This is a genomic window from Demequina ureilytica (assembly GCF_048553575.1).
Classification (GTDB): Bacteria; Actinomycetota; Actinomycetes; order Actinomycetales; family Demequinaceae; genus Demequina.
Window position 1 is genome coordinate 193068 of record NZ_JBLZIE010000001.1, and the last position, 23142, is coordinate 216209.

16 protein-coding genes and 2 pseudogenes are annotated in these 23142 nt (G+C 65.9%); 8 read left to right on the forward strand and 10 right to left on the reverse strand.

What is annotated here, in order from left to right; translation table 11 throughout:
• Positions 1-67 precede the first annotated feature (67 nt).
• Positions 68-1486, reverse strand: a complete 1419-nt coding sequence (gene dacB, locus ACNI3K_RS00845; RefSeq protein WP_419389969.1) for a D-alanyl-D-alanine carboxypeptidase/D-alanyl-D-alanine endopeptidase — start codon at positions 1484-1486, stop codon at positions 68-70.
• Between the two features lie 64 nt (positions 1487-1550).
• Between dacB and ACNI3K_RS00850 the strand changes: the two genes are divergently transcribed.
• On the forward strand, positions 1551-2075 hold the full coding sequence (locus tag ACNI3K_RS00850; RefSeq protein WP_419389970.1) for an inorganic diphosphatase: 525 nt from the start codon (positions 1551-1553) through the stop codon (positions 2073-2075).
• Between the two features lie 12 nt (positions 2076-2087).
• Here ACNI3K_RS00850 and ACNI3K_RS00855 read toward each other — a convergent pair whose 3' ends face one another.
• From ACNI3K_RS00855 to ACNI3K_RS00865, 3 genes are all read right to left on the reverse strand, one after another.
• Positions 2088-2648, reverse strand: coding sequence for a hypothetical protein (locus ACNI3K_RS00855; RefSeq protein ID WP_419389971.1), 561 nt, complete (start codon positions 2646-2648; stop codon positions 2088-2090).
• A 314-nt stretch (positions 2649-2962) separates the two neighbouring features.
• Positions 2963-6010: an S-layer homology domain-containing protein gene (locus ACNI3K_RS00860; RefSeq protein WP_419389972.1), complete on the reverse strand. Its 3048-nt coding sequence runs from the start codon at positions 6008-6010 to the stop codon at positions 2963-2965.
• Positions 6011-6321: 311 nt separating this feature from the next.
• Positions 6322-7755, reverse strand: a complete 1434-nt coding sequence (locus tag ACNI3K_RS00865) for a C40 family peptidase (RefSeq protein WP_419389973.1) — start codon at positions 7753-7755, stop codon at positions 6322-6324.
• Between the two features lie 155 nt (positions 7756-7910).
• Between ACNI3K_RS00865 and metX (ACNI3K_RS00870) the strand changes: the two genes are divergently transcribed.
• Entirely contained in the window at positions 7911-9107 is a 1197-nt protein-coding gene (gene metX, locus ACNI3K_RS00870; RefSeq protein ID WP_419389974.1) for a homoserine O-acetyltransferase MetX, read from the forward strand.
• Positions 9108-9171: 64 nt separating this feature from the next.
• Here the strand turns inward: metX (ACNI3K_RS00870) and ACNI3K_RS00875 are convergent, their stop codons facing one another.
• The 3 genes from ACNI3K_RS00875 to ACNI3K_RS00885 all read right to left on the reverse strand — a co-directional run bounded on the left by ACNI3K_RS00875 (position 9172) and on the right by ACNI3K_RS00885 (position 12661).
• Positions 9172-9576 carry a DUF4383 domain-containing protein gene (locus ACNI3K_RS00875; protein ID WP_419389975.1) on the reverse strand — a complete coding sequence of 135 codons (405 nt, stop codon included), beginning with the start codon at positions 9574-9576 and terminating at the stop codon, positions 9172-9174.
• Positions 9577-9755: 179 nt separating this feature from the next.
• Entirely contained in the window at positions 9756-11351 is a 1596-nt protein-coding gene (locus ACNI3K_RS00880) for an S-layer homology domain-containing protein (RefSeq protein ID WP_419389976.1), read from the reverse strand.
• Positions 11352-11914: 563 nt separating this feature from the next.
• Entirely contained in the window at positions 11915-12661 is a 747-nt protein-coding gene (locus tag ACNI3K_RS00885; RefSeq protein ID WP_419389977.1) for an SGNH/GDSL hydrolase family protein, read from the reverse strand.
• A gap of 521 nt (positions 12662-13182) precedes the next feature.
• Here ACNI3K_RS00885 and ACNI3K_RS00890 point away from each other — a divergent pair.
• The 4 genes from ACNI3K_RS00890 (at position 13183) to ACNI3K_RS00905 (ending at position 17416) form a co-directional block, all read left to right on the forward strand.
• On the forward strand, positions 13183-14532 hold the full coding sequence (locus ACNI3K_RS00890; RefSeq protein WP_419389978.1) for a bifunctional o-acetylhomoserine/o-acetylserine sulfhydrylase: 1350 nt from the start codon (positions 13183-13185) through the stop codon (positions 14530-14532).
• A 3-nt stretch (positions 14533-14535) separates the two neighbouring features.
• Complete coding sequence (metX, locus tag ACNI3K_RS00895) at positions 14536-15708, forward strand: homoserine O-acetyltransferase MetX (protein WP_419389979.1); 1173 nt, start codon at positions 14536-14538, stop codon at positions 15706-15708.
• A 73-nt stretch (positions 15709-15781) separates the two neighbouring features.
• Positions 15782-16240 carry a homoserine O-acetyltransferase family protein gene (locus tag ACNI3K_RS00900; RefSeq protein WP_419389980.1) on the forward strand — a complete coding sequence of 153 codons (459 nt, stop codon included), beginning with the start codon at positions 15782-15784 and terminating at the stop codon, positions 16238-16240.
• A gap of 417 nt (positions 16241-16657) precedes the next feature.
• Entirely contained in the window at positions 16658-17416 is a 759-nt protein-coding gene (locus tag ACNI3K_RS00905; RefSeq protein ID WP_419389981.1) for an SGNH/GDSL hydrolase family protein, read from the forward strand.
• A 66-nt stretch (positions 17417-17482) separates the two neighbouring features.
• Here ACNI3K_RS00905 and ACNI3K_RS00910 read toward each other — a convergent pair whose 3' ends face one another.
• The 3 genes from ACNI3K_RS00910 to ACNI3K_RS00920 all read right to left on the reverse strand — a co-directional run bounded on the left by ACNI3K_RS00910 (position 17483) and on the right by ACNI3K_RS00920 (position 21211).
• The gene (locus tag ACNI3K_RS00910) at positions 17483-18883 is read right to left on the reverse strand and encodes an O-antigen ligase family protein (protein ID WP_419389982.1); all 1401 of its coding nucleotides are present in this window, start codon (positions 18881-18883) and stop codon (positions 17483-17485) included.
• A 409-nt stretch (positions 18884-19292) separates the two neighbouring features.
• Positions 19293-20207, reverse strand: coding sequence for an NAD-dependent epimerase/dehydratase family protein (locus tag ACNI3K_RS00915; protein ID WP_419389983.1), 915 nt, complete (start codon positions 20205-20207; stop codon positions 19293-19295).
• Positions 20208-20209: 2 nt separating this feature from the next.
• The gene (locus ACNI3K_RS00920; RefSeq protein WP_419389984.1) at positions 20210-21211 is read right to left on the reverse strand and encodes a GDP-mannose 4,6-dehydratase; all 1002 of its coding nucleotides are present in this window, start codon (positions 21209-21211) and stop codon (positions 20210-20212) included.
• A 199-nt stretch (positions 21212-21410) separates the two neighbouring features.
• Between ACNI3K_RS00920 and ACNI3K_RS00925 the strand changes: the two are divergent.
• Together ACNI3K_RS00925 and ACNI3K_RS00930 are read left to right on the forward strand one after the other, a co-directional pair.
• A pseudogene (locus ACNI3K_RS00925) lies at positions 21411-22654 on the forward strand (IS3 family transposase).
• Between the two features lie 19 nt (positions 22655-22673).
• Positions 22674-23075 (forward strand): annotated as a pseudogene (locus ACNI3K_RS00930) (integrase core domain-containing protein); the annotation flags it as partial.
• Positions 23076-23142: the final 67 nt, after the last annotated feature.

The following is a 23142-nucleotide window of genomic DNA, read 5'->3' on the forward strand; positions in this document are numbered from 1 at the left end:
CCGGGCGGCCGATGCGGGGGTCGGCTCAGCGCGGCACGCACCCGGGGTGCGCGTCAGCGGACAGCAACTACTCACAGCCGCATTGTGCCAAAGCGTTGACCATCTCATCGAACGCATCGCGCGGCCCCTGCGGGTTGTACTCCATGCCATCGGCGAGCATCGCGAAGGCCAGCAGCCGGCCGTCGGCGGTCTGCACGGTGCCTGCCAGGGCGGTCACGCCGGTAAGCGACCCGGTCTTGGCTCGCAAGGACCCGGCGGCGGGCTCCTCGGCGTAGCGCGCGGCGACGGTTCCCTCGAGCCCGCCGACGGGCAGCCAGTCGAGCAACTCGCTGGTGTTCGGGGCCTCACGCCCGGCCGTGATCGTGCTCGTCAGCTGCTGTGCCGAGATGCGGTTGCGCTCGGAGAACCCGGCGCCGTCGCGAAGTACCAAGCCCTCCACGGGCACCCCAAGCTCGGAGAGCCCGGCGATGGTCGCATCGGCCGCACCGGCAGGAGTGGTGGGACGGCCGGTCTCCATGGCGTGCACGCGGGCGACGATCTCGGCGATGGTGTTGTCGGATTCCCGCAGGAGCAGGGCGACGATGTCGCTCAGCGGCGCGCTCGGCACCGCGGCGACGGCCGATGCGCCCGCCGGGCTGGCGGCGCGTTCCACTTCGCCGGAGACGGTCGCGCCCAGCTCGGTGACGGCGGCGGCGAAGTCTTCGCCGGCGGCCACGGACGGGTCGTCGTAGCGAGAGGCGTAGGTCTCGGGGCTGGTGCGCCCGGCGTCGACGGCCAGCCCGGTGGCGGCGGCGATGTAACCCTGGTCGAGTGCGTACTGGGGCCAGTCGGGGTTGACCGCGGGTCCCTCGAAGGCGGAGTCGTCGACCGCCACGGAGATCGGGGAGCCGTCGAGGGCACTGGGGGCCGCGAGCGCGATGGCTTCGGCGAGGTCGGCCACGCCGGCGTAACCATTCGCGTCCTCCCCCTCACCGTGATGGCCCTCCCCCGCCGCGAGCATCATGTCGCCGCCCGCGACGAGGGTCAGCACCCGCTCGCCGGGCTCCCACGTCGCGGTGGTGATCATCTGAAAGTCGGGGCCCAGGTCGGCGACGGCGCTGACGGCGGTCAGCAGCTTGGTGGAGGAGGCGGGCACCTGGGGGTCTGCGGCGTCGAGGTCCACGAGCACGTCGCCGGTCACCACGTCGATCACGGAGATGTTGGTGGAGGTGCCGGTGCGCGGGTCGTCGCGGACCGCCCGCGCGAGCTCCTCGAGCCGCGCGGCCGAGGGGACGGGCGCGTCGTCCCCGATGAAGGACACGGCCGATGCGGGGGCCGGGGAGGCGCTCACAGCCGCGTGGGTGAGGAACGGGGCGGGGGCGACCGGGACGGGATCGGCGGTGATGAACCCGGGAACGAGATCGTACGCATCGGCGGTCGCGTAAAGGGCGGCACCGCCAATCACAAAGGCGGGGACAAGAATTCCCGCCAACGCCTTTCTGCGCACGCGTCACCTCCGGACGTAGGCCACACTAGTACGCAGCACCTAACTCCCCGACGCGAGGTAGACCATGGAATTCAACGTGACGATCGAGATCCCCAAGGGATCGCGGAACAAGTACGAGGTGGACCACGAGACGGGTCGCATCATCCTCGATCGCATGCTGTTCACGTCTACCCGGTATCCGGATGACTATGGGTTCATCGACGGCACATTGGGCCAGGACGGCGACCCGCTCGATGCGCTGGTGCTGCTCGAGGAGCCCACGTTCCCGGGCTGCATGATCCGCTGCCGCGCGCTGGGCATGTTCCGCATGAGCGACGAGGCCGGCGTGGACGACAAGGTGCTGTGCGTGCCCATGGGCGACCAGCGTCAGGCGTGGCGCCAGGAGCTCGAGGACATCTCCGACTTCCACCGCCTGGAGGTCCAGCACTTCTTCGAGGTCTACAAGGACCTCGAGCCCGGCAAGTCGGTCGAGGGCGCGACCTGGGAGGGCCGCGAGGAGGCCGAGGCGGAGATTCGCCGCTCCTTCGAGCGCGCCAAGGGCACGGTGTTCGCACACATGAACCCGCTGCTGCCCCCGCAGGTCCACTGACCCCTCGGGACGTCAGAGCGTCAGTCGCTCCACCGGGAACGTGATCTCGCTCGACCACGAGCCGCTCGGCTGACCGTCCGCGTGCCCTGAGGCTCGCAGCGTCAGCCCCTCGGCCAGCCGTGCCTCGGGGGTCATGTTCAGCTGGAACGTCGCCTCTGCGGTGGCGCCGGGCTCGATGGGGCCGCGGTGCAGGAGTGCGACGGCCACGCGCACGCCGATGCGCGTGAGAGTGAAGCTCCAGCCTTCGGCCGGGCCGCGCCAGCCTGCTCCCGCCCCGGTGTCGATGGCCACATGCGCGCCCGACAGGTCGAAGGCCACATCAACGTCGCGGACGGCCACGGGCTGGGCGCCGGTGTTCTCGACGACCACCCGTACCACCAGCGCGTCAGGACTTCCGAGCACCCCGTGCTGCGCGAACGTCCCGTCGGCACGCAGGCGCAGTTGGATCGAATCGGGGGTCGCCGCCGGGGTGATGGTGCCGTCGCGCACCACGCGCAGCGCCTGGCGGCGGCGCAGCGCGCCTCCGGTGAGGCCCAGCTCGGCTTCGCGCTTGTAGATACGTGACTCGATCATCGTGCCCTGCTTTTCGTGAAGTGACGGCGTTCACGAAGTGTGACGGACGGCGGGTCTCCCAATGACGCAAAACCTGTGCAAAGTGAGGGATCTCATGCCGGGCGTCTTCGGCGTGTCGCGCCCCGGCGCGTCCTCGCCGTCGGCGCCGGCGCGTTCCTCACACACGTGTGGCGGGAGTGACGCCAGTGACGCATGTGAGCCCCCACTCGCCTCACTCGTCGCACCAGTCCCAAGTGGGTGAGCAACGCTTCAGCTCAGCGTCCGTCCGGCCGATGCGCGGGCCAAGCCAGCCCGCGCATCGGCCTCGGCACGGGCTACTCGGGCAGCTGGTCGAACCGGTAGAGGAACGCGGCCATCGCGTCGCGGGTGATGGGCGAGAAGGGACGGAACTGCGTCTCGTCGCCCACGGTCCACCCGGTGGTGATGCCGCTGTCCGCAAGCCACGTGATCTCCGCGTAGAACTCCGTGTTGTCGGCCGTCACGTCAACGAACGGCGACTCCTCGGGCGCCGTCCACTCCGGGGAATCGGCGAAACGGTACAGGAACGCCGCCATCGCGTCACGCGTGATCTTCTCGAAGGGACGGAACTCGGTCTCGTCGCCGACCACCCAGCCCTCGGTGATCTCCTGCTGCGACAGCCACACGATCTCCTCGTAGAACTCCGACGTCTCGGGGCTCACGTCGGAGAACGGCGACTCGTCCGGCAGGTCAACGTCGGGAGAGCCGGCGTACCGGTAGAGGAACGCCGCCATCGCGTCGCGGGTGACGTTGGCGAAGGGCCGGAAGTTCGCGGTGCCGTCACCGTTGTCCCAGCCGCGCGTGATGCCCTCGTCCGCGAGCCACGTGATCTCGTTGAAGAACTCGCTGAAGTCGGGCGAGTCCGGGTCGTCCGAGATGTCGGCCAAGAACGCGCCGTCGTCGACCGCGAAGTCGAGCGCCGCGTCGATCCCGGACACGTCGCCGTCCACCACGATGTCGGTCGCGTCCTCGATGTCGGCGACGTCGTCGTAGTACTCGGTCGCGATCCCTGACGGGACGTAGTCGTCGCTGGCCTCGTCCCAGTAGTCCTCGGCGCCGAAGGAGGCGACGTAGGTGCCGTCCGGGACCCCACGGATCACGTAGGCGCCGGTCTCCCAGTCCGCGTTGGCCCAGAACTGCGGGCCGGTGCCGTCGGGCCGCTCGAGGGTTACCCACACGGCCTCGCCGGCCATGGGATCCGCCCCTTCGGGAAGCGTCACTGTCCCGGAGACCGTCGAACCGTAGGCCAGCGCCACGTCGATCCCGTCGCGGTCGCCGTCCACGACGGACACTGCCGTCGCGTCCTCGATCGCAATCGCATCCTCATAGAACTCGGCGACCAGGTTCGACTGCACGTAGTCGTCCAACTCGGGGTCGTAGAACTCGTACGCCTCGAACCGCACGTAGTACTCGTCGGCCGCAAGACCGGACACCGTGTAGGCGCCGGTCTCCGGGTCCACCCACGCCCCCTGCACGGTGTCGCGTTCGGGGTGGACCACCGTGACGGAGATTGCCTCGTACTCCTCGGCGGGCGCGCCCTCGGGGAGGGTCACGGTGCCGCTGATCGAGTACCCCTCGGCCAGCTCGGCGTCGATGTCGGTGACGCTGCCCGCGGACAGATCCACGAGCGTCGCATCCCAGTAGTCCAGGACGTCGTCGTAGTACTCGGTGACGACGTTGGTGATCGAGTAGGGCCCGTCCCCGTCCCAGTCCTCTTCACCCGTGAAGGTCACGTGGAAGGACGTGGGCGCGAGCCCAGAAATCGTGTACTCGCCAGTCACCGGGTCTGCGATGGCCGAGCCCCAGCCGCCAAAGCCCTCCCACTCGGGGGCCTCCACCGACACGGCGATGCCCTCGGCCAACAGCCCGGGGTCGCCGCCGTCCTCGATCGCGACAGTGCCGGAGAGCGTCAGGCCCGGCTCGAGGGAAGCGTCGATCCCGGTCACCCCCTCGCCCGCACCGACTGCGAGGGTGGTGGCCTGGTCGTAGGTAGCGGCGTCGTCGTAGTACTCGCCCATCAGGCCGGTAGGGATCCACTCGTCTGTCTGCCCGTCCCAGTAGCCCTCGGCCTCGAAGCTCACCATGTACTCGCCGGCGGGAAGGCCCCACACGGTGTACTTGCCGTCCGGCTCGAGCCCGCTGTACGAGCTGTAGAAGCCGTCGACGGACTCGACCGACACTCCCACGCCGTTCCACCACTCCTCAGGGGAACCGCTCGGCAGCGACACCGTGCCGGAGATCGAGCCGCCCACCGAGAGCTCCGCGTCGATGCCCGTGACAGAGCTCGTCACCTCGACGTACGTGGCCTCGTCCATCCACGACGCGTTGTCGTAGAACTCCCCGATCAGGTTGATCTGGACCCACTCGCCCAACTCGTCGTCCCAGTAGCCGTCGGCCGCGAACTCCACCGTGTAGTCGCCGCTCGGCAGGCCCGCGACGGTGTAAGTGCCGTCGGCGGGGTCGACGTTGGACGCGCCGTACCAGTTGCCGTCGTCGTCGTATGCGCTCACCGCAATGCCAGCGAGCCATTCCTGGGGAGCGCCGTCGGGGAGAGTGACCGTGCCCGACACCGTGAGGCCCTCGGCCAGCGAGGCGTCGATGCCGGTCACATCGGCCGTGCGGACGTCGACCAGCGTCGCGGTGTCCTCGAAGGAGGCGTCGTCGTAGTACTCGCGGATCACGTTGGTGGCACTACCCGGTCCGTCGGCGATGCCGGAGAAACTCACCAGGTAGTCGCCGGGGGTCAGCCCTGTGAGCGAGTACGCGCCGGTCTCGGGGTCGACCCTCGCGGCCCGCTCGAACCACTCGTCCGCGCTCATCAGCGCCGCGGCAACCTCGATGGGCGACTCCAGCAGTGCGGGGTCCGCGCCCTCGTCAAGAGACACGGTGCCCGTGATCGAACGGCCGTAGTCGAGCGACGCGTCGATGGTGAGCGAGGCACCCTCGTCGAACCGCACGGGGGTGGCGTCCTCGTAGAACCAGGCGTCGTCGTGGTACTCGGGGACCAGGTTGGGATCGATCCACTCGTCGGTGTCGAGGTCGTAGTAGGACATCACGGAGAAGTACACGACGTGGTTGCCCACCGGCACGTCCTCGATCACGTACGCGCCGGTCTCGGCCTCGACGTCAGCCTCGTAGCTCCGGGCGTCCGTCTCCACGGAGACCGTCACTCCGTCGAGCCACTCCGCGGGGGCGCCGGCCGGCATGGTCACCGTTCCCGTCAAAGATGCGCCGGTGGCGGCGGTCGCGGGCCCCGCAAGCGTCACCGCCGCGCCCATCCCCAGCACTGCAATGGTGGCGGCAGCAATACCGCGCACGCGCACAGACAACCCCGAATTGCTCATGACGACCCCTCGTGACGAAGCCGACACCAGTTGTCGACTTTCAGGACTCAGGGCCGCCACCGAACACCTGGGTTCGAGGCTGAATGTAGCGCTACGGAGAACGTTTCGACAAGAGTCAATTTCCGGAATGTTCGCGGGGTGCTCCGGCCGCCTCTGCACACGGTCGTGAAGGCAGAAACCAGGGAGACGAGTGGTCCCTTTCTAGCACCCCATCAGTCACGCGCAACGCAGGCGTGTGCACAACTGGCGGGCCTGCGTCCAGCCGATGCGCGGGCTGGCTCAGTGCGGGCGTCGCCGGTCGAGCGGAACGGCTACGGGCGGCCGATGTACGGCATCATGTCGCCCACGGCCCACGAGTACATGCCGCGCGACTGCGCCGTCGTGCCCTTGGTCTGCGCCTCCATGATCATGCCGCCGCCGACGTACATGGCCACGTGATAGATCGCGGAGGAGCTGCGCCCGGCGCCCCAGAAGATCAGGTCGCCCTTGCGCAGCTCGGAGTACGGCAGCAACGTCATGCCGTTGTACTGCTGTCCCGAGGAGCGCGGGATCGAGATCCCGGCCTTCGCCCACGAGGCTGAGGTGAGTCCCGAGCAGTCGTACGCCGGTCCTGACTGGCCCCATCCGTAGGGGGCGCCCTTGAGCGTGAGCGAGTGCGCGGCCGCGGTGGAGCCCTGCGAGGCGCTGGAGCGCCAGGAGTTCGACGGCTCGGGCTCGGGTTCCGGCTTGGGCTTGGGGGCCGGGTCGGAGGTCTGCTCCGGTGCGGGCTCCGAGGTCTCCACGGGGTCCGAGGTCTGCGTGGGACGCGGGTTCGGGTTAGTGGGGTTGTCAGCCTGCTGGCCGCCCGAGCCGCTGGAGCCACCGGAGCTGGACCCGCCGGAGCTCGATCCCCCAGAGTTCGAGGAACCGCGGGAGGGGGCCGATGCCTGCTGAGCGCGCTCCTGCTCCTCCTGGAACTGGGCCTGCTGGCGAGCGGCGCGCTCGGCGGCGAGGCCGTTCTGGCGCTCCTGCTCGAGCTCGGCGGTGACGCCACGCATCTCGGCGAGGCGTTCGGTGGCGGCGGCGCGCGCGGTGGCGGCGTCGCCGACGGCTTGTTCGGCCGATGCGCGTGCGGCCTTCGCGGTGTCCAGCGCCTCTTCCGCTTCTTCAGCGGCCTTCTCGGAGTCGATGGCGGCCTGCTCGGCGTACTCGCGGGTGGTGTCGGCCACGATCTCGGCGGCCTGAACCTTCTGCACGGTGGAATCCGCGTCGGCCGATGCGCGGTTGATGCCCTCGGTGCGCGTCACCACCTCGTCAAATCCGTCGGACTTGACGATGGCCTCGACGCTGCCCATCGAGCCGGCGTTGCGGTACGAGGCCATGGCGACGGCTGCGAGGCCGGTCTTGGCCTCCGCGAGCGCGGCATCGGCCTCGTCGGCGCGGTTGTTGGCGGCGTACAGGTTGCGCTCGGCGGCCACGGCGGCGTCCTGAGCGATGTGGTAGTCCTCGTCGGCCAGTCGGGCGGCGACGTCGGCCTGGTGGAGGGCGTCCTCGAGCTGCGCGATCGCGGCGTCGAGCTGCGAGACGCTGGCCGCGGCGTCAGCGGCGGCGGCCTGGGCCGCGGCGATCTCGTTCTCACCGGGGTAGTCGGCGGCCTGCGCGGGCGCGATGGGGAACGTCATGAGCCCGGTCATCGCGAGCGCACCCACGAGACCCATCACGGTCAGTCGCTTGGGCGCGCGGCGAACAGCGTGCCGTCGCGGCATGTCGCTTACCTTCACAGTTCTCCTCAGCAAGATCCAGTCACATGTGTCACATGAATCACATGAGACTCACCTGTCAAAGAGTAGGCGGGGTTCTCCCATCTGGCTACCCCATGTGAAAAAACAGGCAGGACACCCCGTCGCACTAGGGTTGCGGCATGGATGACGACGGCATCGAGACCGAGGCCTGGGCCGCCGACGAAGGTCCCGCAATAGGCGCCCCGATCCCCGCATCGGCCGCATGGCGCGAAGGCGACCACCCGGGCCGCCGCCGATTTTTCGCCATGGGCGACCTGGCGCTCGAGGCCGACCCGATGGGCACACTGCCCGATGTGACGCTCGCGTATGAGACTTGGGGCGAGCTGAACGCCGCCAAGGACAACGCCGTATATATAGCGCACGCGCTCACGGGGGACTCTCACGTGTGGGGCCCGGCCGAAGATGGCCACATCACGGGCGGCTGGTGGAACGCGATGGTGGGCCCGGGCCGGCCCATCGATCCCGAGCGGCACTTCATCGTGAGCGCGAACGTGGTGGGCGGCTGCCAGGGCAGCACGGGCCCCGCGAGCGCGCACCCGGAGGACGGCCAGCCGTGGGGATCGCGGTTCCCGTACGTGACCATGCGGGACATGGTGAACGCGGAGATCGCGCTCGCCGACCACCTGGGCGTGGGCCGCTGGCGGCTGATCACTGGGCCGTCGATGGGCGGCATGCGCGCCATTGAATGGACCATCATGGCGCCGGGCCGCGTGGGCGCGATCGCGCCGGTGGGCTCGACGGCGGCCGTGACCGCGGACCAGATCGCGTGGTCCACGAGCCAGCTGGCGGCGATCCACGCGGACCCGAACTTCCGCGGCGGCGACTACTACGGCGCCGCCGACGGCGAGGGCCCACACGTGGGGCTCGGCATTGCGCGCATGATCGCGCACACCACGTATAGGTCGGAGCGGGAGCTCGCCGACAGGTTCGGCCGCCAGTACCAGGGCGATAGCGATCCCCTGGGCAAGGGCGGGCTGTTCGCGGTGCAGAGCTACCTGCAGCACCACGCGCGCAAGCTCGCGCGCAGGTTCGACGCCAATACATACGTACGGCTCGCTCAGGCCATCCAGAGTCACGACGTGGGCCGCGACCGTGGCGGCGTCGAGACGGCGCTGGCCCGCTACACCGACCCCGCGCTGGTGATCGCGGTCGACTCCGACCGCCTCTACCCGCTCAAGAACTCCCAAAGGCTCGACCAAGCGATGTCCGGCTCGGACGGCGTCAAGGTGGTCCACTCCCCCGTCGGCCACGACGGATTCCTGGTCGAATCCGGTCAGCTCAACGCGTTCATGCAGGAGTTCGAGAGGTCGCTCTAACACCCGCCGACAGGCCGATGCGCGGGCCGGATTTCCCAGCCCGCGCACCTCACCCGCTCAGCAGTTACGCCCGCGGCCGGGGGTCGCCCGTGTGGGCGTCCCCTGCACCCGAGCGACCGGGCACCAGCATCACCGCGACCGTGGCGATACCGAGCACGATGTGGAAGACCAAGTCGAAGCCGGTCAGGCCGGTGGGCAGCAGGCCAAAGAGCTCACGGTCGAACAGGCCCAGCAGGCCTACGCCGAGGTAGCTGACGGCCGTGATCCCCAGCACCGCGTTGAGCGCCTGGGGAGACGTACGGAAGAAGCCGACCCAGATGAGCAGCACTGCGAGCAGCAGGCGCACCACATCAAGAAAGATGTCGACGTTCATGAAGTCGAGGAGCAACTCGTCCTCGATGAAGAACCCCACGATCGCCAACAGCGCGAGGATGATTCCAAGAACCCGTGCATACAACCGTGCAACCATGCTGGTCTCCTCCCATAAAGCGGACATTTCACCCCACGTTAGGCACAACGCAGGCATGTCTTCAACCGGAAGGGACCCGAACCGGGGGCATCGCTCGATCCAGGCGGTTCAGACGCATCGAAACAGACGCGTGCGCACGCTCGCATAGGCGCGGAGGCGGCCGATGAGCGGGAGGGGCCTTACTTCCCCGTGGGCTTCACCCGCTCCTCAGCAAGCGCGGCGCAGACCGAGGCGTCCACACATGAGCCAGCCGAGGCGCTCGAGTACGGCCCGCTCGACGGCCCCGCAAGCGAAGACCGCGCGGTCGAGCCGGAAGGCTCCGGAGACTCCGACAGCGCACCCAACTCGGGCGCAACCTCGCCGAACATCTCGTTGTAGCGGTAGATGAATGCCGCCATCGCGTCGCGAGTGATGGGCTCGAAAGGCCGGAACTCCTTGCCTGCGGACGTATCCCACCCGGTGGTGATCCCTGACTCCGCGAGCCATGCGATCTCCGTGTAGAACTCGTGGTGGATGCGATCCACATCGACGAACGGCGACTCCGCGGGCGCGTCGAACCGAGGCTCGCCCGCGTACCGATAGAGGAAGGCCGCCATCGCATCGCGAGTGATGGGCTCGAACGGGCGATACTCCACACCGGCATGGGTGTCCCAGCCCTTGGTGATCCTCTGGTCCGAGAGCCAAGCGATCTCACCATAGAAGTCCGAGCTGGCCGGGGTCACGTCCACAAAGGGTGACTCCGCGGGCGGCACCGTCTCGGGCTCACCCGCGTACCGGTACAGGAATGCGGCCATCGCGTCGCGCGTGACCTTGCCGAACGGCCGGTACTGGCTGGTGCCGTCGCCGTTCGAGTAGCCGGTGGTGATCCCCTGCTCCGCGAACCACGTGATCTCGTCGTAGAACTCGGAGTAGTAGCGCGACGACTCGTTGTCCGAGACGTCCGTAAGCACCACGGGCCCGGCGGGCTCGATCACGACAGCGTCCGAGAACTTCTCGAGTGCCACTCCGGGTGAGAACACGCCGACCGACAACTCCTCGCCCACGTCAGCCGTCGTAGGGATGTACGTGCGGGAGGTTGCGCGCGGGATCGCGTTGACTCCTCGATACCACTGGTACTCAAGTTCCGGGACGTGCGGTGGCACCAGCGGCCCCCAATATCCGGTGGAGGCAGTGAGGGTATGGCCGGCCCGGCCATCGCCCGCCACCTCGGGCCAGTAGTTCACCCCGGGTGCGGTGATCGCATGCTCGATCCAGGACTCCCAGTCCCCCCAGTCGGATGACGAGTGGACGATGAGCATGGTCCACAGGCCGCCGTAGTCGACATCGTGGCTCGTCGCTTCGTAGCGGAACGTGCACTCGCCCACGAGGCCCGGATCGATGACAGTGGGCAATGCGAGAGTCCACAGCCCAACAACGCGGTTGATCTCAAAGTCCCAGTGGACGTCGGGTTCGAAGTTGCAGTCGCGCCTCGCCGGGTGGGCAGAGTACTCGGGGTCGAAGGCAAACAAGATGTCGACAAAAGCGCCGCGGTCAACTGTCAGGGGCGCACCGGTGTCGTTGTGGACCTCGTAGGTGAACTCGTACCACTCGCCCGCCACGACCTCTCTTTCATCGTCGGGAGAGGAGGTAGTGATCGTCAGGTACCCCTGCTCCTCCTCGGCAGCTGCCGGCGCGGCAGGTATCAGCATCACCGCCAGCAGGGCCGTCATGGCGGTAAGCCCAGCGAGGAGCCTCGCCCGGTACGAGTCAATGGAGACCAGGACACTCGAGCGCATGCAATTCCCCTCAGAATCGTGGCGCCCATCCGCTATGCGCGCGTCCCCATGCTTTCGGCAGCGTCACCCCGTGTCAACAGCCATTACCGGGAATGAGACCGAACTGACGTGTGTGCCACGCGGTCCGTTCAACGCGCGCCCGTCAAGGCCAGCGAAGCGCTCTCAGCGCGGCCAATGCGGGGGCAGGCCTGGCAACAGGCCTCGCCACTAGGAGTCTCTGGGGATCTCTACAACCACTTGATCATGAGCGCCCGCCCTGCGTCTCGACAGTGAGCAGGGTCTGTGCGCGGAGGCCCGCGCGGTGCGCGTCACGGTTTCGCGGGGGACTGGAGCGATATCGCCACCGGGCTGGTCGCTGATGGCTTCGGATCGTGCTCCAGTGCATAGGCCACTCCCCCGAGTTCGTGATGTCTCGTGTGATGTACATCACTATCGTTGCGGCGTGGTCGAACGAGGGTCAACCCCCCAGTTATGGGGGTACCAGGAGCGAGAAGCGGGGCTAGCGAGGGGAACGCACACTCACCCGGCGGCGCGTCAGGAGTGGCGCAGTTGGGCGTCCGAACTCAGCCTCTGGAGGCGGCGAGGATCTCGCTGATCCGCTCCGCGAGGAACGCGTGACCCGCGTCAGTGGGGTGAACACCGTCGGAGCCGATCAACTGTTCGTCGTCGACGAACCAGCCTTCGGCGATCGGGTCGACCCAGGTCGCCTCGACCGCCGATGCCGCGTCGGAAACGGCGTCCCGCACCGTGAGGATCTCCGCTGGCGGGTCCGCGTCCACCCAGGGCGGACCAATGACAATCATGGTGGCGTCCGGCGCAATCGAAAGAGCGGTAGCGAACGCCGCATCGGCGCCTTCCCGAACGGCGTCGTACCCATAGGACATGTCATTCCGGCTGCCAAAGAACACGACCGTCGTGGCGCCCGCAGGTATCTCGCCTGCAAGGGCGACAAAGGAGCCCTCTGCACCTCCTTGGACGTAGCCCACTCCGGAGGTAGCAATGGGCTCCACACCAATGGACGCAGGCCACCGCGACTCAGCACCCGAGTCCTCCGCTGAGCCAGCGGTGTACGAGTCGCTGACCGCCACCACACGGGTGGGCTCGGGAGCTTGTACCGCAGACGGGGCGGCAGACGCACGCGGAGTCACCTCAGCAGCCGGCATCAAGCCGGTGTCAGCGCTGGTTTGTGCCCGTTCCGAGATGACAAAGAACACCATCGCCCCCAACATGGCGAGCACCACGAGCGTGCCCCAGTTGGGCATTCCCCCAAATTCGCGCTTGAGCCAAGGCGGCTCGTAACCCCGATGCACCGGATGCGTTCCGTGCGTCCGATGCGTTCGACGCTTTGCCACAGAATTCCCCCGCTTTGCTATAGACACCCCTCAGCGCCGCGTGCAGTCTACCCATGCTGGGTTTCCGCGCAATAGACAACGTGTGACGCCAAGGGGCGTTTTCGCTCACGATGGTGAAAAAGGCCCACAAGGACCCCTGTTCCGCGTCAGGAATGCCTTCACACCGGCCCGTGGGCGGGACGGGTTTGGTTGTGCGCACCACTCTGTCCTAGACTCCCAAACATGTTCCGTCGAATGTGTCGCTGACCAGCGCACGTTCGGCGTGCGCCCGCTCGGGCGCGCCTCTCCAAAGGCGAACCGCGACCGGCCCCACCCGGGCCGGCAGCCGCCCCTCGGGCACATGCCACGTGACACCAGGCCCGTTCATGGGCCGTGGGCCGGCGGCGATCCCGCTTGCGTCTCGCGGGTGATGACGGGCCGACAGCCTCAACAGATCACCACAGCAACGACCACGCAAACGACAACCCGAGGAGAACCCCATGACCCGCGATAGCTGGGCCTTCGAAACCAAGCAGATCCATGCCGGCCAGGTCCCCGACCCCGCCACCGGTGCCCGCGCGCTGCCGATCCACCAGACCACCTCCTACGTCTTCGAGGACACGGAGCAGGCTGCGGCCCGCTTCGCTCTCGCCGAGCTCGGACCCATTTACACGCGCATCGGCAACCCCACCCAGCAGGCCGTCGAGGACCGCATCGCGGCGCTCGAGGGCGGCGTGGGCGCGTTGCTGCTCGCCTCGGGATCCGCGGCGAACACCATCGCGATCCAGAACCTGGCGGAGGCCGGCGACCACATCGTCTCCTCCCCCTCGCTCTACGGCGGCACGTACAACCTGTTCCACTACACGCTGCCCAAGTTCGGCATCGAGGTCTCGTTCGTCGAGAACCCGGATGACCCGGAGTCCTGGCGCGCGGCCGCCAAGCCCAACACCAAGGCGTTCTTTGGCGAGTCGATCTCCAACCCCAAGCAGGATGTGCTGGACATCGAGGTCGTCGCCGGCGTCGCCCACGAGCTAGGCGTGCCTCTGATCATCGACAACACCGTCGCCACGCCGTACCTGGTCGAGCCCCTCAAGTGGGGCGCGGACATCGTGACCCACTCGGCCACCAAGTATCTGGGCGGACACGGCACCGCGATCGGCGGGGCAATTGTCGACGGCGGCGCGTTCGACTTCGCCCAGTACCCGGAGCGGTTCCCGCAGTACAACACCCCGGACCCGAGCTACCACGGCCTGGTCTACGCCCGCGATCTCGGAGTCGGCTCGGCCTTCGGCGCCAACCTGTCCTTCATCCTCAAGGCGCGGGTGCAACTGCTGCGCGACACCGGACCCGCGATCTCTCCGTTCAACGCCTTCCTCATCTCGCAGGGCATCGAGACGCTATCGCTGCGCATCGAGCGCCACGTCGAGAACGCCGGCAAGGTCGCGCACTACCTCGAGGCCCGCGACGACGTCCTGTCCGTCGCCTACACCGGCCTGGAGTCCTCGCCGTGGCACGCGCTGCAGCAGAAGTACGCACCGCGCGGCGGCGGCGCCGTGCTGGCCTTCGACATCGAGGGCGGCAAGGAGGCCGGACAGGCCTTCGTCGACGCCCTCGACCTGCACTCGCTGGTCGCCAACATCGGCGACGTCCGATCGCTGGTGATCCACCCCGCGACCACCACGCACTCGCAGCTCACCGCGGAGGAGCAGGCGGCAGCCGGCGTCACGCCGGGGCTGGTGCGCCTGGCCGTGGGCCTCGAGCACATCGAGGACATCCTCGCGGACCTCGAGCTGGGCTTCGCCGCAGCGAAGAAGGTTCGCGAAGGCGCCGGACAGGCAGCGACGGCCTGACCCATGACCGATACCCGAGCGTCGGTGGCGCCAGGCAGCAGCACCCGCGGCGAACAGCCGCGCGCGACCGCGGCCTGGCGCCCCGGCGACCCGGTGGGCCACCGCCAGTTCCTTGAGATCGAGGCGCTCCCGCTCGAAGCCGATCCGCTTGGCGCCATCGACGTTTCCCTCGCCTACGAGACGTGGGGCGAACTGAACGAGCCCAAAGACAACGCCATCTACGTGGCGCACGCGTTCACGGGCGACAGCCACGTGATGGGAGAAGCCGGTCCTGGCCACCCCAGCGCCGGCTGGTGGCCGGGAGTCGTAGGCCCAGGCAAGGCCATCGACCCCGAGCGTCACTTCATTGTGTGCGCCAACGTCGTGGGCGGCTGCCAGGGCACCACCGGCCCGGCACACCCCCACCCCGAGGACGGCAAGCCATGGGGCTCCCGTTTTCCTTGGGTGACCGTGCGCGACATGGTCGCGGCGGAGGTTCGCCTGGCCGATGCGCTCGGCATCGACCGCTGGCGCATGGTCCTCGGTCCGTCGCTGGGCGGGCTCCGAGCGCTCGAGTGGGCGGCGACCTACCCGGAGCGTGTGAGGGGAATCGGCGTGATCGGCGCGACCGCGGCCACCACCGCAGATCAGATCGCGTGGGGCTCGGCCCAAGCACAGGCGATCAAGTTGGACCCCGACTTCCTCGGTGGCGACTACTACGAGACGGAAGCCGGCCCTGAGCGGGGCCTCGCCCTCGCGCGCGAGATTGCGCACACGACCTATAGAACGTCTGCAGAGCTCGAGGCCCGGTTCGGTCGTGAGGTTCAGCACGGAGACCCGCTGACGCCGGACGGTCAGTTCGCGGTGCAGAGCTACCTGGCCCACCACGGCCGCAAACTCGTGGGCCGGTTCGATGCGAACTCGTACCTGCGCATGATCCACGCTGTCAACACGCACGATGTTGGGCGTGGTCGAGGTGGAGCCAAGCCGGCCCTGGCGGCCTTCGAGGGCCAAGCACTCGTGGTGGCCGTGGACTCTGACCGGCTCTACACGGTTGAGGACGCTCGTAGCACGGCAGCCGCGCTCCCGAATGGCGCTGAGGTCACCGTGTTGGAAGCAACGAGCGGCCACGACAGTTTCCTCGCGGACTGGCCAGCACTCATCGATGAGGCAAGGCAGTTCGAGCGCAGTCTTTGACCAGACCGGAGTTTGCTGGCGATGTCCGCGCAGCACCGGCGCTCGCCACGAACCGCACGGCGAAGGCCCGCACATGGGGCTGGGCATCGCGCGCGTGATTGCGCACGCCACGTATAGGTCGGAACGGGAGCTCGCCGACAGGTTCGGCCGCCAGTACCAGGGTGATAGCGACCCGCTGGGCAAGGGCGGGCTGTTTGCCATTCAGAGTTACCTGCAGCACCATGCCCGCAAGCTCGCGCGACGGTTCGACGCGAACACGTATGTACGGCTCGCGCAGGCCATCCAGAGCCACGACGTGGGGCGCGGCCGTGGCGGCGTCGAGACCGCACTGGCCCGCTACACGGACCCCGCGCTGGTGATCGCGGTCGACTCCGACCGCCTCTACCCGCTCAAGAACTCGCAGCGGCTCGACCAGGCGATGTCCGGCTCCGACGGAGTCAAGGTGGTCCACTCCCCCGTGGGCCACGACGGATTCCTGGTCGAATCCGGTCAGCTCAACGCGTTCATGCAGGAGTTCGAGCGGTCGCTCTAGCCTTCACGCGGCCGATGCGCGGGCTGGTTAGGCGCATACGTGCACCTGCCCTCGCACGAACGCATCCTCCTGTTTATATGGCACGATTGCAGCGGCGGTCGAAACGGCGCCCCAAGCAGACGCCGAGTGGCTACGCCCCTTCCACGCGCGTCTTTCGGAGCGTCACGATTCCAAGGTTCCCATCGTATGGATCGGGGATTCCACAATCGAGGGAGCCGGGAATGTGAACCTGTCGAAGCGTTCCAGTGAGGCGCTACAACGCGCCCTACGCGCCCGCCTCCCACTGATCGCGCCGAGCACTGGTGCAACCGGAACCCGACACCTGCCGTCCTACTACGCGGGTTCAGCACTCCCCGGCCAACGGGCGTTCACCGGGGCGTCGAAATCAGGGCGGACTTCGGTCCTGGGCGACGCAACGTGAGGATGTCAGCTGCTGGTACGGTCACTATTCCGTTCACGGGCACAGATGCTGTCCTCTTCCACGCCCGCGAGTACAACAGCGCTGGCTCGTTCGCCTACTCCCCCGATGGCGCACCCCCTGTCACCGTCACCTTTGCAACATCGACTGACTCAATTGCCCTCAGCGGTAGGCACGTTAACCTCACCGGGCTTACCGCAGGGGCTCACACGCTCATTGTTACTTGGGTAAGCGGAATCGTTCATCTGCACTGGCTTTTAGTTCTCGATGGCGACTACTCCAAGGGAGTTCACGTCATGGAGGCGCGCCACTCGGGTTTTGCGGCCACCGTCGACTTCGCGCAAAACATCTCCCGACACGGCGATACCCGCTCGGTAGGGCCAGGTCTTGTGCGCCTAGAGCTCGGGTTGAATGGCCAGCGAGCGCGGATGGTTTCGGTGGCAATTTTCGGGGCATCCCTCCTAACGCTCATCAGCCAGTTCCGACAGTACGTGACGGGGCGCTACGCAATCGGGCTCGTTGCTAACTTCCAATCTGCGGGGAGCTATGCCGCGCCTTGGTCGGCATACATCGAGGGTATGCGCGAGGTGGAAGATGCAAGCGCGGGAGTTGGTGTGATCGACCTCTCCCCACGGATGGAGGCAACGACGGCGGACAATGCTGATGGGACATATCAGCCAGATTCACTGCATCCCACCCACGAGGGGATGGACTACATCGGCAACGTCGTCGCCCCGGCCATCATCCCGAAGCAATAAAGTTCGCATGCGCTTCGTCACGTTGGACGGCCATCCATGCACAGGCCATCAGCCTCTACGCAGCGCTCATCGCCTAACGTGCATCCGACGTTCCACTGTGGGAGCACCACCCGAACTGGCGCGCGTTGATGATTTTGCAATTGCGCCTGCGACGAGCAGTCCGAAGAAAACAAGCGACGCGGGCTCCAGGAAGAAGTAGTCCTGGGTGACCTGAACAAGTAACCCCGCGAGGGCAGCACCGAATGTGATCCGGACGGTGTTGTCCTTGGACCGAAGAGCGCTGAGAACTGCGCCGACGGCGAGGATGAGGAAGCCAGCGAGCCCAAGCCATCCACCATCAAGACCCATTTGGATGTAGGTGCTGTGGGCGTGGGCCAGAGCTTGGGGCGCGCTTATGAGGCCCGATTCAATAAGTGAACGGAAGTTGTCGAAACCGATGCCCAGTGGAGTTTGCAGGAGCGTCTCCGTCCCACCCGCTTGCAGAAGCGATCGCAATGAGTCTCCGCCTTGGGTTTCGCTGAACCGCGCGATAAAGCGCTGCGATGCATCCTGGGGCGTAACCGTCCAGATAAGCCAACCCGCAACCGCGATTCCGATTGCGCCACCGATTAATCGAGCCGGCCGTAATCCTTGTTTGAGCAATAACACAACAAGACCGACGGCGACTAGCAGCGCGGCACCGCGGGATAGGGCAAGAGTCACGCCCAAGGCGGACAGCAGCGTGCACGCGACTGTGAGCAACCAAACCGCGCTGGAGCGGCGGAACGTATAGACCGCGAGACCCGCGCCGATTACGGTTGCGAGCGCCTCGAAGTTCGCGAAATTGCTATAGTAGGCGAATGTCGAGTCAAATACGTCACTACTATAAGGGGCTCCGACGATGAAGTAGATACCTTGACGCTGCAGAATAGCGAAAACACTTGCGACAGCGCCAGCGACTACGAACCCCAGTGCGATGCGTCGGACCAAAGCGCTGTCATTGGCGCAAAGCGCCGCGACACCTAAGATCATATTGAGGACGAGTAACCACTGCAAAGTTCCGATCAGTGCAGCTTCGCCGTCAGCAGCCGTCGCGGAGGCAATCAAAAGCCCGATCAAAAGCCCACTCGCTCCGATCTCGGCGTATCGCGGCAATACCCGGCGCGCGGTAGCAGCCCGGAAGAAGATCGGCGCGAAGAGGGCGAGAGCGGCGAGAGACGTTGTCATCGTGACGCCGGCCACCTGGAACGGCTTGTCATAGATGGCTAGCGCGATCACGATGAACGGCGCGATCTGGGGGCGCTTGAGGGTCACCACGAATGCGGAAATCGCAGCGATCATCCCGATAACGAGGACGAACCCGTGCATGCCGCCGCGGGCCACTTGCCACCCGCCGACTGCAGCGAGGGGTATGCCTGCCGCTGGAAGCCAACTACGTGACACGACTTGGCTGATGTCGCGCCCCATGCGCTGCGTCACCGTGGCCATGTTCAGAGCATATCGGCACAAACCGCGGAGGGGTGCCCCGAGCATAGTCGACCGCCATATTGACCCCGAATCGTGGACAGCTACCTGAAAAGGCGAACACCACCACAAGCAAGATCATTCTGGCTGCGCTGGCTGCTCCCAATTTCGGCTTCCACCTATGGGGCAAGATGTGGGTAGCGGTCGCGGCGGCACCCGGCAAGCGCTCGCGACGTTCGAGGGACACGCGATCTTTGTCACCGTAGACTCGGACCGGCTATACACAGCGGAGGCCGCTCACTGCACAGCGCCGGCGCTCCCAAACAATGCCGAGTCGACGGTGCTGAAGGCGAAGACCCGGCACGACGGCTTTCTCGGGGATTCTGCGGCGCTGAACGGACCTATTTCGGATCCTCCCTGACTCGCCGACCACTTACACGACGGCGTCAGTGATTGTTTGCTGGAGCGTATAGCGCGGGGTCCACCCAAATTCCTCACGGAGCCGCTCACTCGAGCCGGTGATTCTTTGGGCATCTACTGGGCGATATCGGGCGGGATCAGCAGAGGTTTCCGGCACCGGAATTCCCATGGCCGAGCAGATGTGGTCCAAAATTTCAATGCCCGCAACCGACACGCCGGAACAGACATTGTAGACCAAATGGCGATGGCTCGGAGACCTGACGAGAGTCAAATACGCGCTCGCTACGTCGCGCACATCCGTGTAGTCGCGATAGGTGGTCAGGTTGCCGACGGGCATCGGCTGAGTCACGTCACGGTCCAACAGTTGTTGACGGAGATCCGGCACCAGGAATCCCGGTTTCTGGCCCGGGCCGATGTGGTTGAAGGGACGAGTTACAACTGCGCGAATCCCCCGTCTGCGATAGTACGCTATCTGATTCTCGACCAGAATCTTGCTCACTACGTACGGCGACGTGAAGCCGATCGGGGAGGCCTCAGTCTGTGCGCTGTCTCCCGTAGGTTGATACACGGCCCCGCTGCTGACCGCAAGTAAAGTGCCCTCAAATCCGCTCGAAACAAGAGACTCCGCTAGATGCGTCACCATCGCTGAGTTAGCTTCGATGTACCGTTGCGGCTGGCCGAAAGATGGTCCGACCGCTGCTAGCGCGGCCAAATGGATGATCGAATCGGCCCTGGCTGTCGACGGCCAACCCTGCCGAAGATCAGTAGCAATGTAGGTCTCTAGGCAATCCGACACACTCGAATCTGGAGCATTGGAGTAGCCGATGCCGTGGACTGCCATCCCAGCGTCCTTCGCCTGCCGTGCAACGTGGCGCCCGACAAAGCCATCCACGCCCGTGACGACAAGAGAGCCTGTATGCACCGACATCTCTAGCGTGACGTCGAGCGCTCGAACTCGAGGTCATGCATGACCATGAGATTCACTAGGCCAGGAAAGTCGACGTAGCGTTCCCACCCTAGGACGGTCTCGGCCTTTGTTGGGTCTCCCAACAGGATGTCGACCTCTGCGGGCCGCATGAACCGGGGGTCCTGCTGAACATATGGTCTCCAGTCCCCGATTCCAACTTCTGCGAATGCGAGGGTCAAGAAGTCCTCAATTGAGTGAGTCTGCCCCGTGGCGAGTACAAAATCGTCGGGCTCGGAGTGCTGCATCATCTGCCACATGCCGCGAACGTAATCTCCGGCATAGCCCCAATCTCTTTTGGGCCACAGATCGCCCAAAACAATGTGGTCTTGCTTACCGAGGCTAATGCGTGCGACCGCGTTAGTAACTTTTCGCGTCACGAACTCGAGTCCGCGGCGCTCACCCTCGTGGTTGAACAGGATTCCACACGAGACGAACATTCCGTAGCTCTCGCGGTAGTTCCTTGCAATCCAGTGGCCATAGAGTTTCGCAACGCCGTAGGGACTCCGCGGGTGAAAGAGAGATTGTTCGTTATAACCCCGGCCCGGCCTATTGTAATCAAGGCCACCAAACATCTCGGACGTTGAGGCCTGATAGACCCGCGTCGACTCTGATCGACCAGTCAGTCGCACCGCCTCAAGCAGGTTGAGCACGCCCTTGCCCGTGACATCCGCCGTAAGCGACGGGTTATCGAAGGAGTAACCGACGTGGCTGACGGCCGCGAGATTGTAGATTTCGCTCGGATTTGCTACCTCGACCGCTCGAAAGAGCGACGTTGCATCCGTGAGATCACCTTCGATAAGTTCCACATACGGATACTCGCGTTCGACCTCCGCCTTCTTGGGGTTGCGCTGCCCCCTCACCAATCCATACACCGTATACCCCTGCTCGTGAAGCAACTGAGCAAGATGGCCGCCGTCCTGCCCTGTTATGCCAGTCACGAGTGCAGACTTGGTTCCGTTAGTCATTTTTCCCCTGCCGTGTTGGTCACGTAGCGTAGCGCTGATCGTATCAACGCACTTCGGCAACCTCGTTGAACGGGACAGAATCACGCTCTGCCGCACGGATAGTGTCGGCAAGGTTCGAGTGTGGGGCCGATGAACCGTCCCCGGTTTGATGCCGCTTCTTTCCGAGTCTGGAAGGAGGTTAGACACCATGCCGAAGTGAATCCCGGAGGACACCAAGCAGCGTACTGTGCGGTTCGTCCTTGACCATCTCGATGAATATCAGAATCTCACTGTGGCGTGCCAGAACGTCGCTGGTCGGCTCGGTTTCAGTTTCGAGTCACTGCGCCGCTGGGTGCGCCAAGCGCAGGTCGATGCCTGCTGCCGCCAGGGCGTCAGCTCGAGCGAATCGGCACGTATTCGTGCGCTCCAACGCGAGAACCGCGAACTCCGTGAGGCCAACGCGATCCTGAAGGACGCGGCGGTCTTCTTGAGCCAAGGGAACTCGACTCCCGTCGCCGTTGATCGTCTGGTTTCTCGACGAGCAGCGGGCCAAGGGTCGTGCGGTCGAGTCGATCTGCAACGGCCTGCGCGAGCAGGGCGTGCGGGTTGCCGCACGAACATACCGGGCCATGAAGCGCCGCCAGGCGTCGCCGCGTGACCGCGGCGACGCTGTCGTGATCGACGCACTGCTCGAGCTCACGGCGACCCCGGAGGGGATGTATGCGCGGCGCAAGATGGTTCCCCATCCGCGCCGGCATGGGCTCGACGTCCGTGCGCGGCAGGTCGATCGACTCATGCGTGATCTCGGCATGAACGGCCTTGTCCGCGGCAAGTGCGTGCGCACCACCGTGCCCAACAAGAACGCCACCCGGGCACCGGATCTGCTGGACCGGGACTTCCTTGCCGGCACCGAACCAGCGGTGGGTCGCGGACTTCACCTACGTCCGGACCTGGGCCGGGTTCGCCTACGTGTCCTTCGTGATCGACTGCTGGTCACGTGCCATCGTCGGCTGGCACGCATCGATGACCAAGACCACCCCGCTGGTAGCGACAGCGCTAAGAATGGGACTATGGCGACGCGACCATGCAGGTCACCCCATCGGAGATGGACTCGTGCACCACCCGGACGTTGGCAGCCAATTCACATCCGTGGCGTTCGCCGAGACCCTCGCGTTGGGAGGGATCGCCGCATCGATCGGCTCGATCGGCGATGCGTATGACAACGCTCTAGCAGAATCCACGATCGGGTTGTTCAAGAACGAAGCAATCCGTGAGGATTCACAGTTTCGAGGCGGCCCGCTGAAGCGTCCCGAGAACGTCGAATGGATCACCATGGCCTGGGTCGATTGGTACAAGCAGGACCGCCTGCACTCCCGCCTCGGAGACGTCCCACCAGACGAGTTCGAGGCGGCCTACTACGCTGACATCACCACGCCAACACCACCGGTACTGTTACCCGCATAGGAGCGGCAAGAAACCGGGGACGGCTCACCTCGCCGCCCAGCGAGGAGCCCCTGCGGTGCTCAGGAGCGACAAGGGCCCCGAGTTCATCAGCCAGCCGGTGGCCGGCTGGGCCGGCACCCGCAGCGGCCTGTCATACATCCCTCCAGCCTCACCCTGGTGCAACTGCTTCGTCGAGTCACTCAGCTCACTCATCCGCGACGAGTGCCTGAACATTAACCGCTTCTACTCGCTCCTGCACGCCCGAGTCGTGATCAGCGACTGGAAGGACGACTACAACACCGTGCAATGCCACTCAGCACTGGGCTACCTCGCCCCCGCCAACTATGCTCGCCACTGCCCCCACGAAATGGAACCCGACGATTCACACACAGTACGGGCCAAACAACGGGGGCGGCTCACAGGACACTACCCTCATGTTTGAGAATCATCTGGATAATTGCTTGGTATGAAACGATCCTCCCAAATGGGAATCGGAACTAAACCCGGGA

Bases quoted from the DNA above. Each gene is read 5' to 3' on its own strand.
- ACNI3K_RS00850 (WP_419389970.1), top strand. From the start codon at position 1,551: ATGGAATTCAACGTGACGATCGAGATCCCCAAGGGATCGCGGAACAAG.
- ACNI3K_RS00855 (WP_419389971.1), bottom strand. From the start codon at position 2,648: ATGATCGAGTCACGTATCTACAAGCGCGAAGCCGAGCTGGGCCTCACC.
- ACNI3K_RS00860 (WP_419389972.1), bottom strand. From the start codon at position 6,010: ATGAGCAATTCGGGGTTGTCTGTGCGCGTGCGCGGTATTGCTGCCGCC.
- ACNI3K_RS00865 (WP_419389973.1), bottom strand. From the start codon at position 7,755: ATGCCGCGACGGCACGCTGTTCGCCGCGCGCCCAAGCGACTGACCGTG.
- metX (WP_419389974.1), top strand. From the start codon at position 7,911: ATGGATGACGACGGCATCGAGACCGAGGCCTGGGCCGCCGACGAAGGT.
- ACNI3K_RS00875 (WP_419389975.1), bottom strand. From the start codon at position 9,576: ATGGTTGCACGGTTGTATGCACGGGTTCTTGGAATCATCCTCGCGCTG.
- ACNI3K_RS00880 (WP_419389976.1), bottom strand. From the start codon at position 11,351: ATGCGCTCGAGTGTCCTGGTCTCCATTGACTCGTACCGGGCGAGGCTC.
- ACNI3K_RS00890 (WP_419389978.1), top strand. From the start codon at position 13,183: ATGACCCGCGATAGCTGGGCCTTCGAAACCAAGCAGATCCATGCCGGC.
- metX (WP_419389979.1), top strand. From the start codon at position 14,536: ATGACCGATACCCGAGCGTCGGTGGCGCCAGGCAGCAGCACCCGCGGC.
- ACNI3K_RS00900 (WP_419389980.1), top strand. From the start codon at position 15,782: ATGGGGCTGGGCATCGCGCGCGTGATTGCGCACGCCACGTATAGGTCG.
- ACNI3K_RS00910 (WP_419389982.1), bottom strand. From the start codon at position 18,883: ATGGCCACGGTGACGCAGCGCATGGGGCGCGACATCAGCCAAGTCGTG.
- ACNI3K_RS00915 (WP_419389983.1), bottom strand. From the start codon at position 20,207: ATGTCGGTGCATACAGGCTCTCTTGTCGTCACGGGCGTGGATGGCTTT.
- ACNI3K_RS00920 (WP_419389984.1), bottom strand. From the start codon at position 21,211: ATGACTAACGGAACCAAGTCTGCACTCGTGACTGGCATAACAGGGCAG.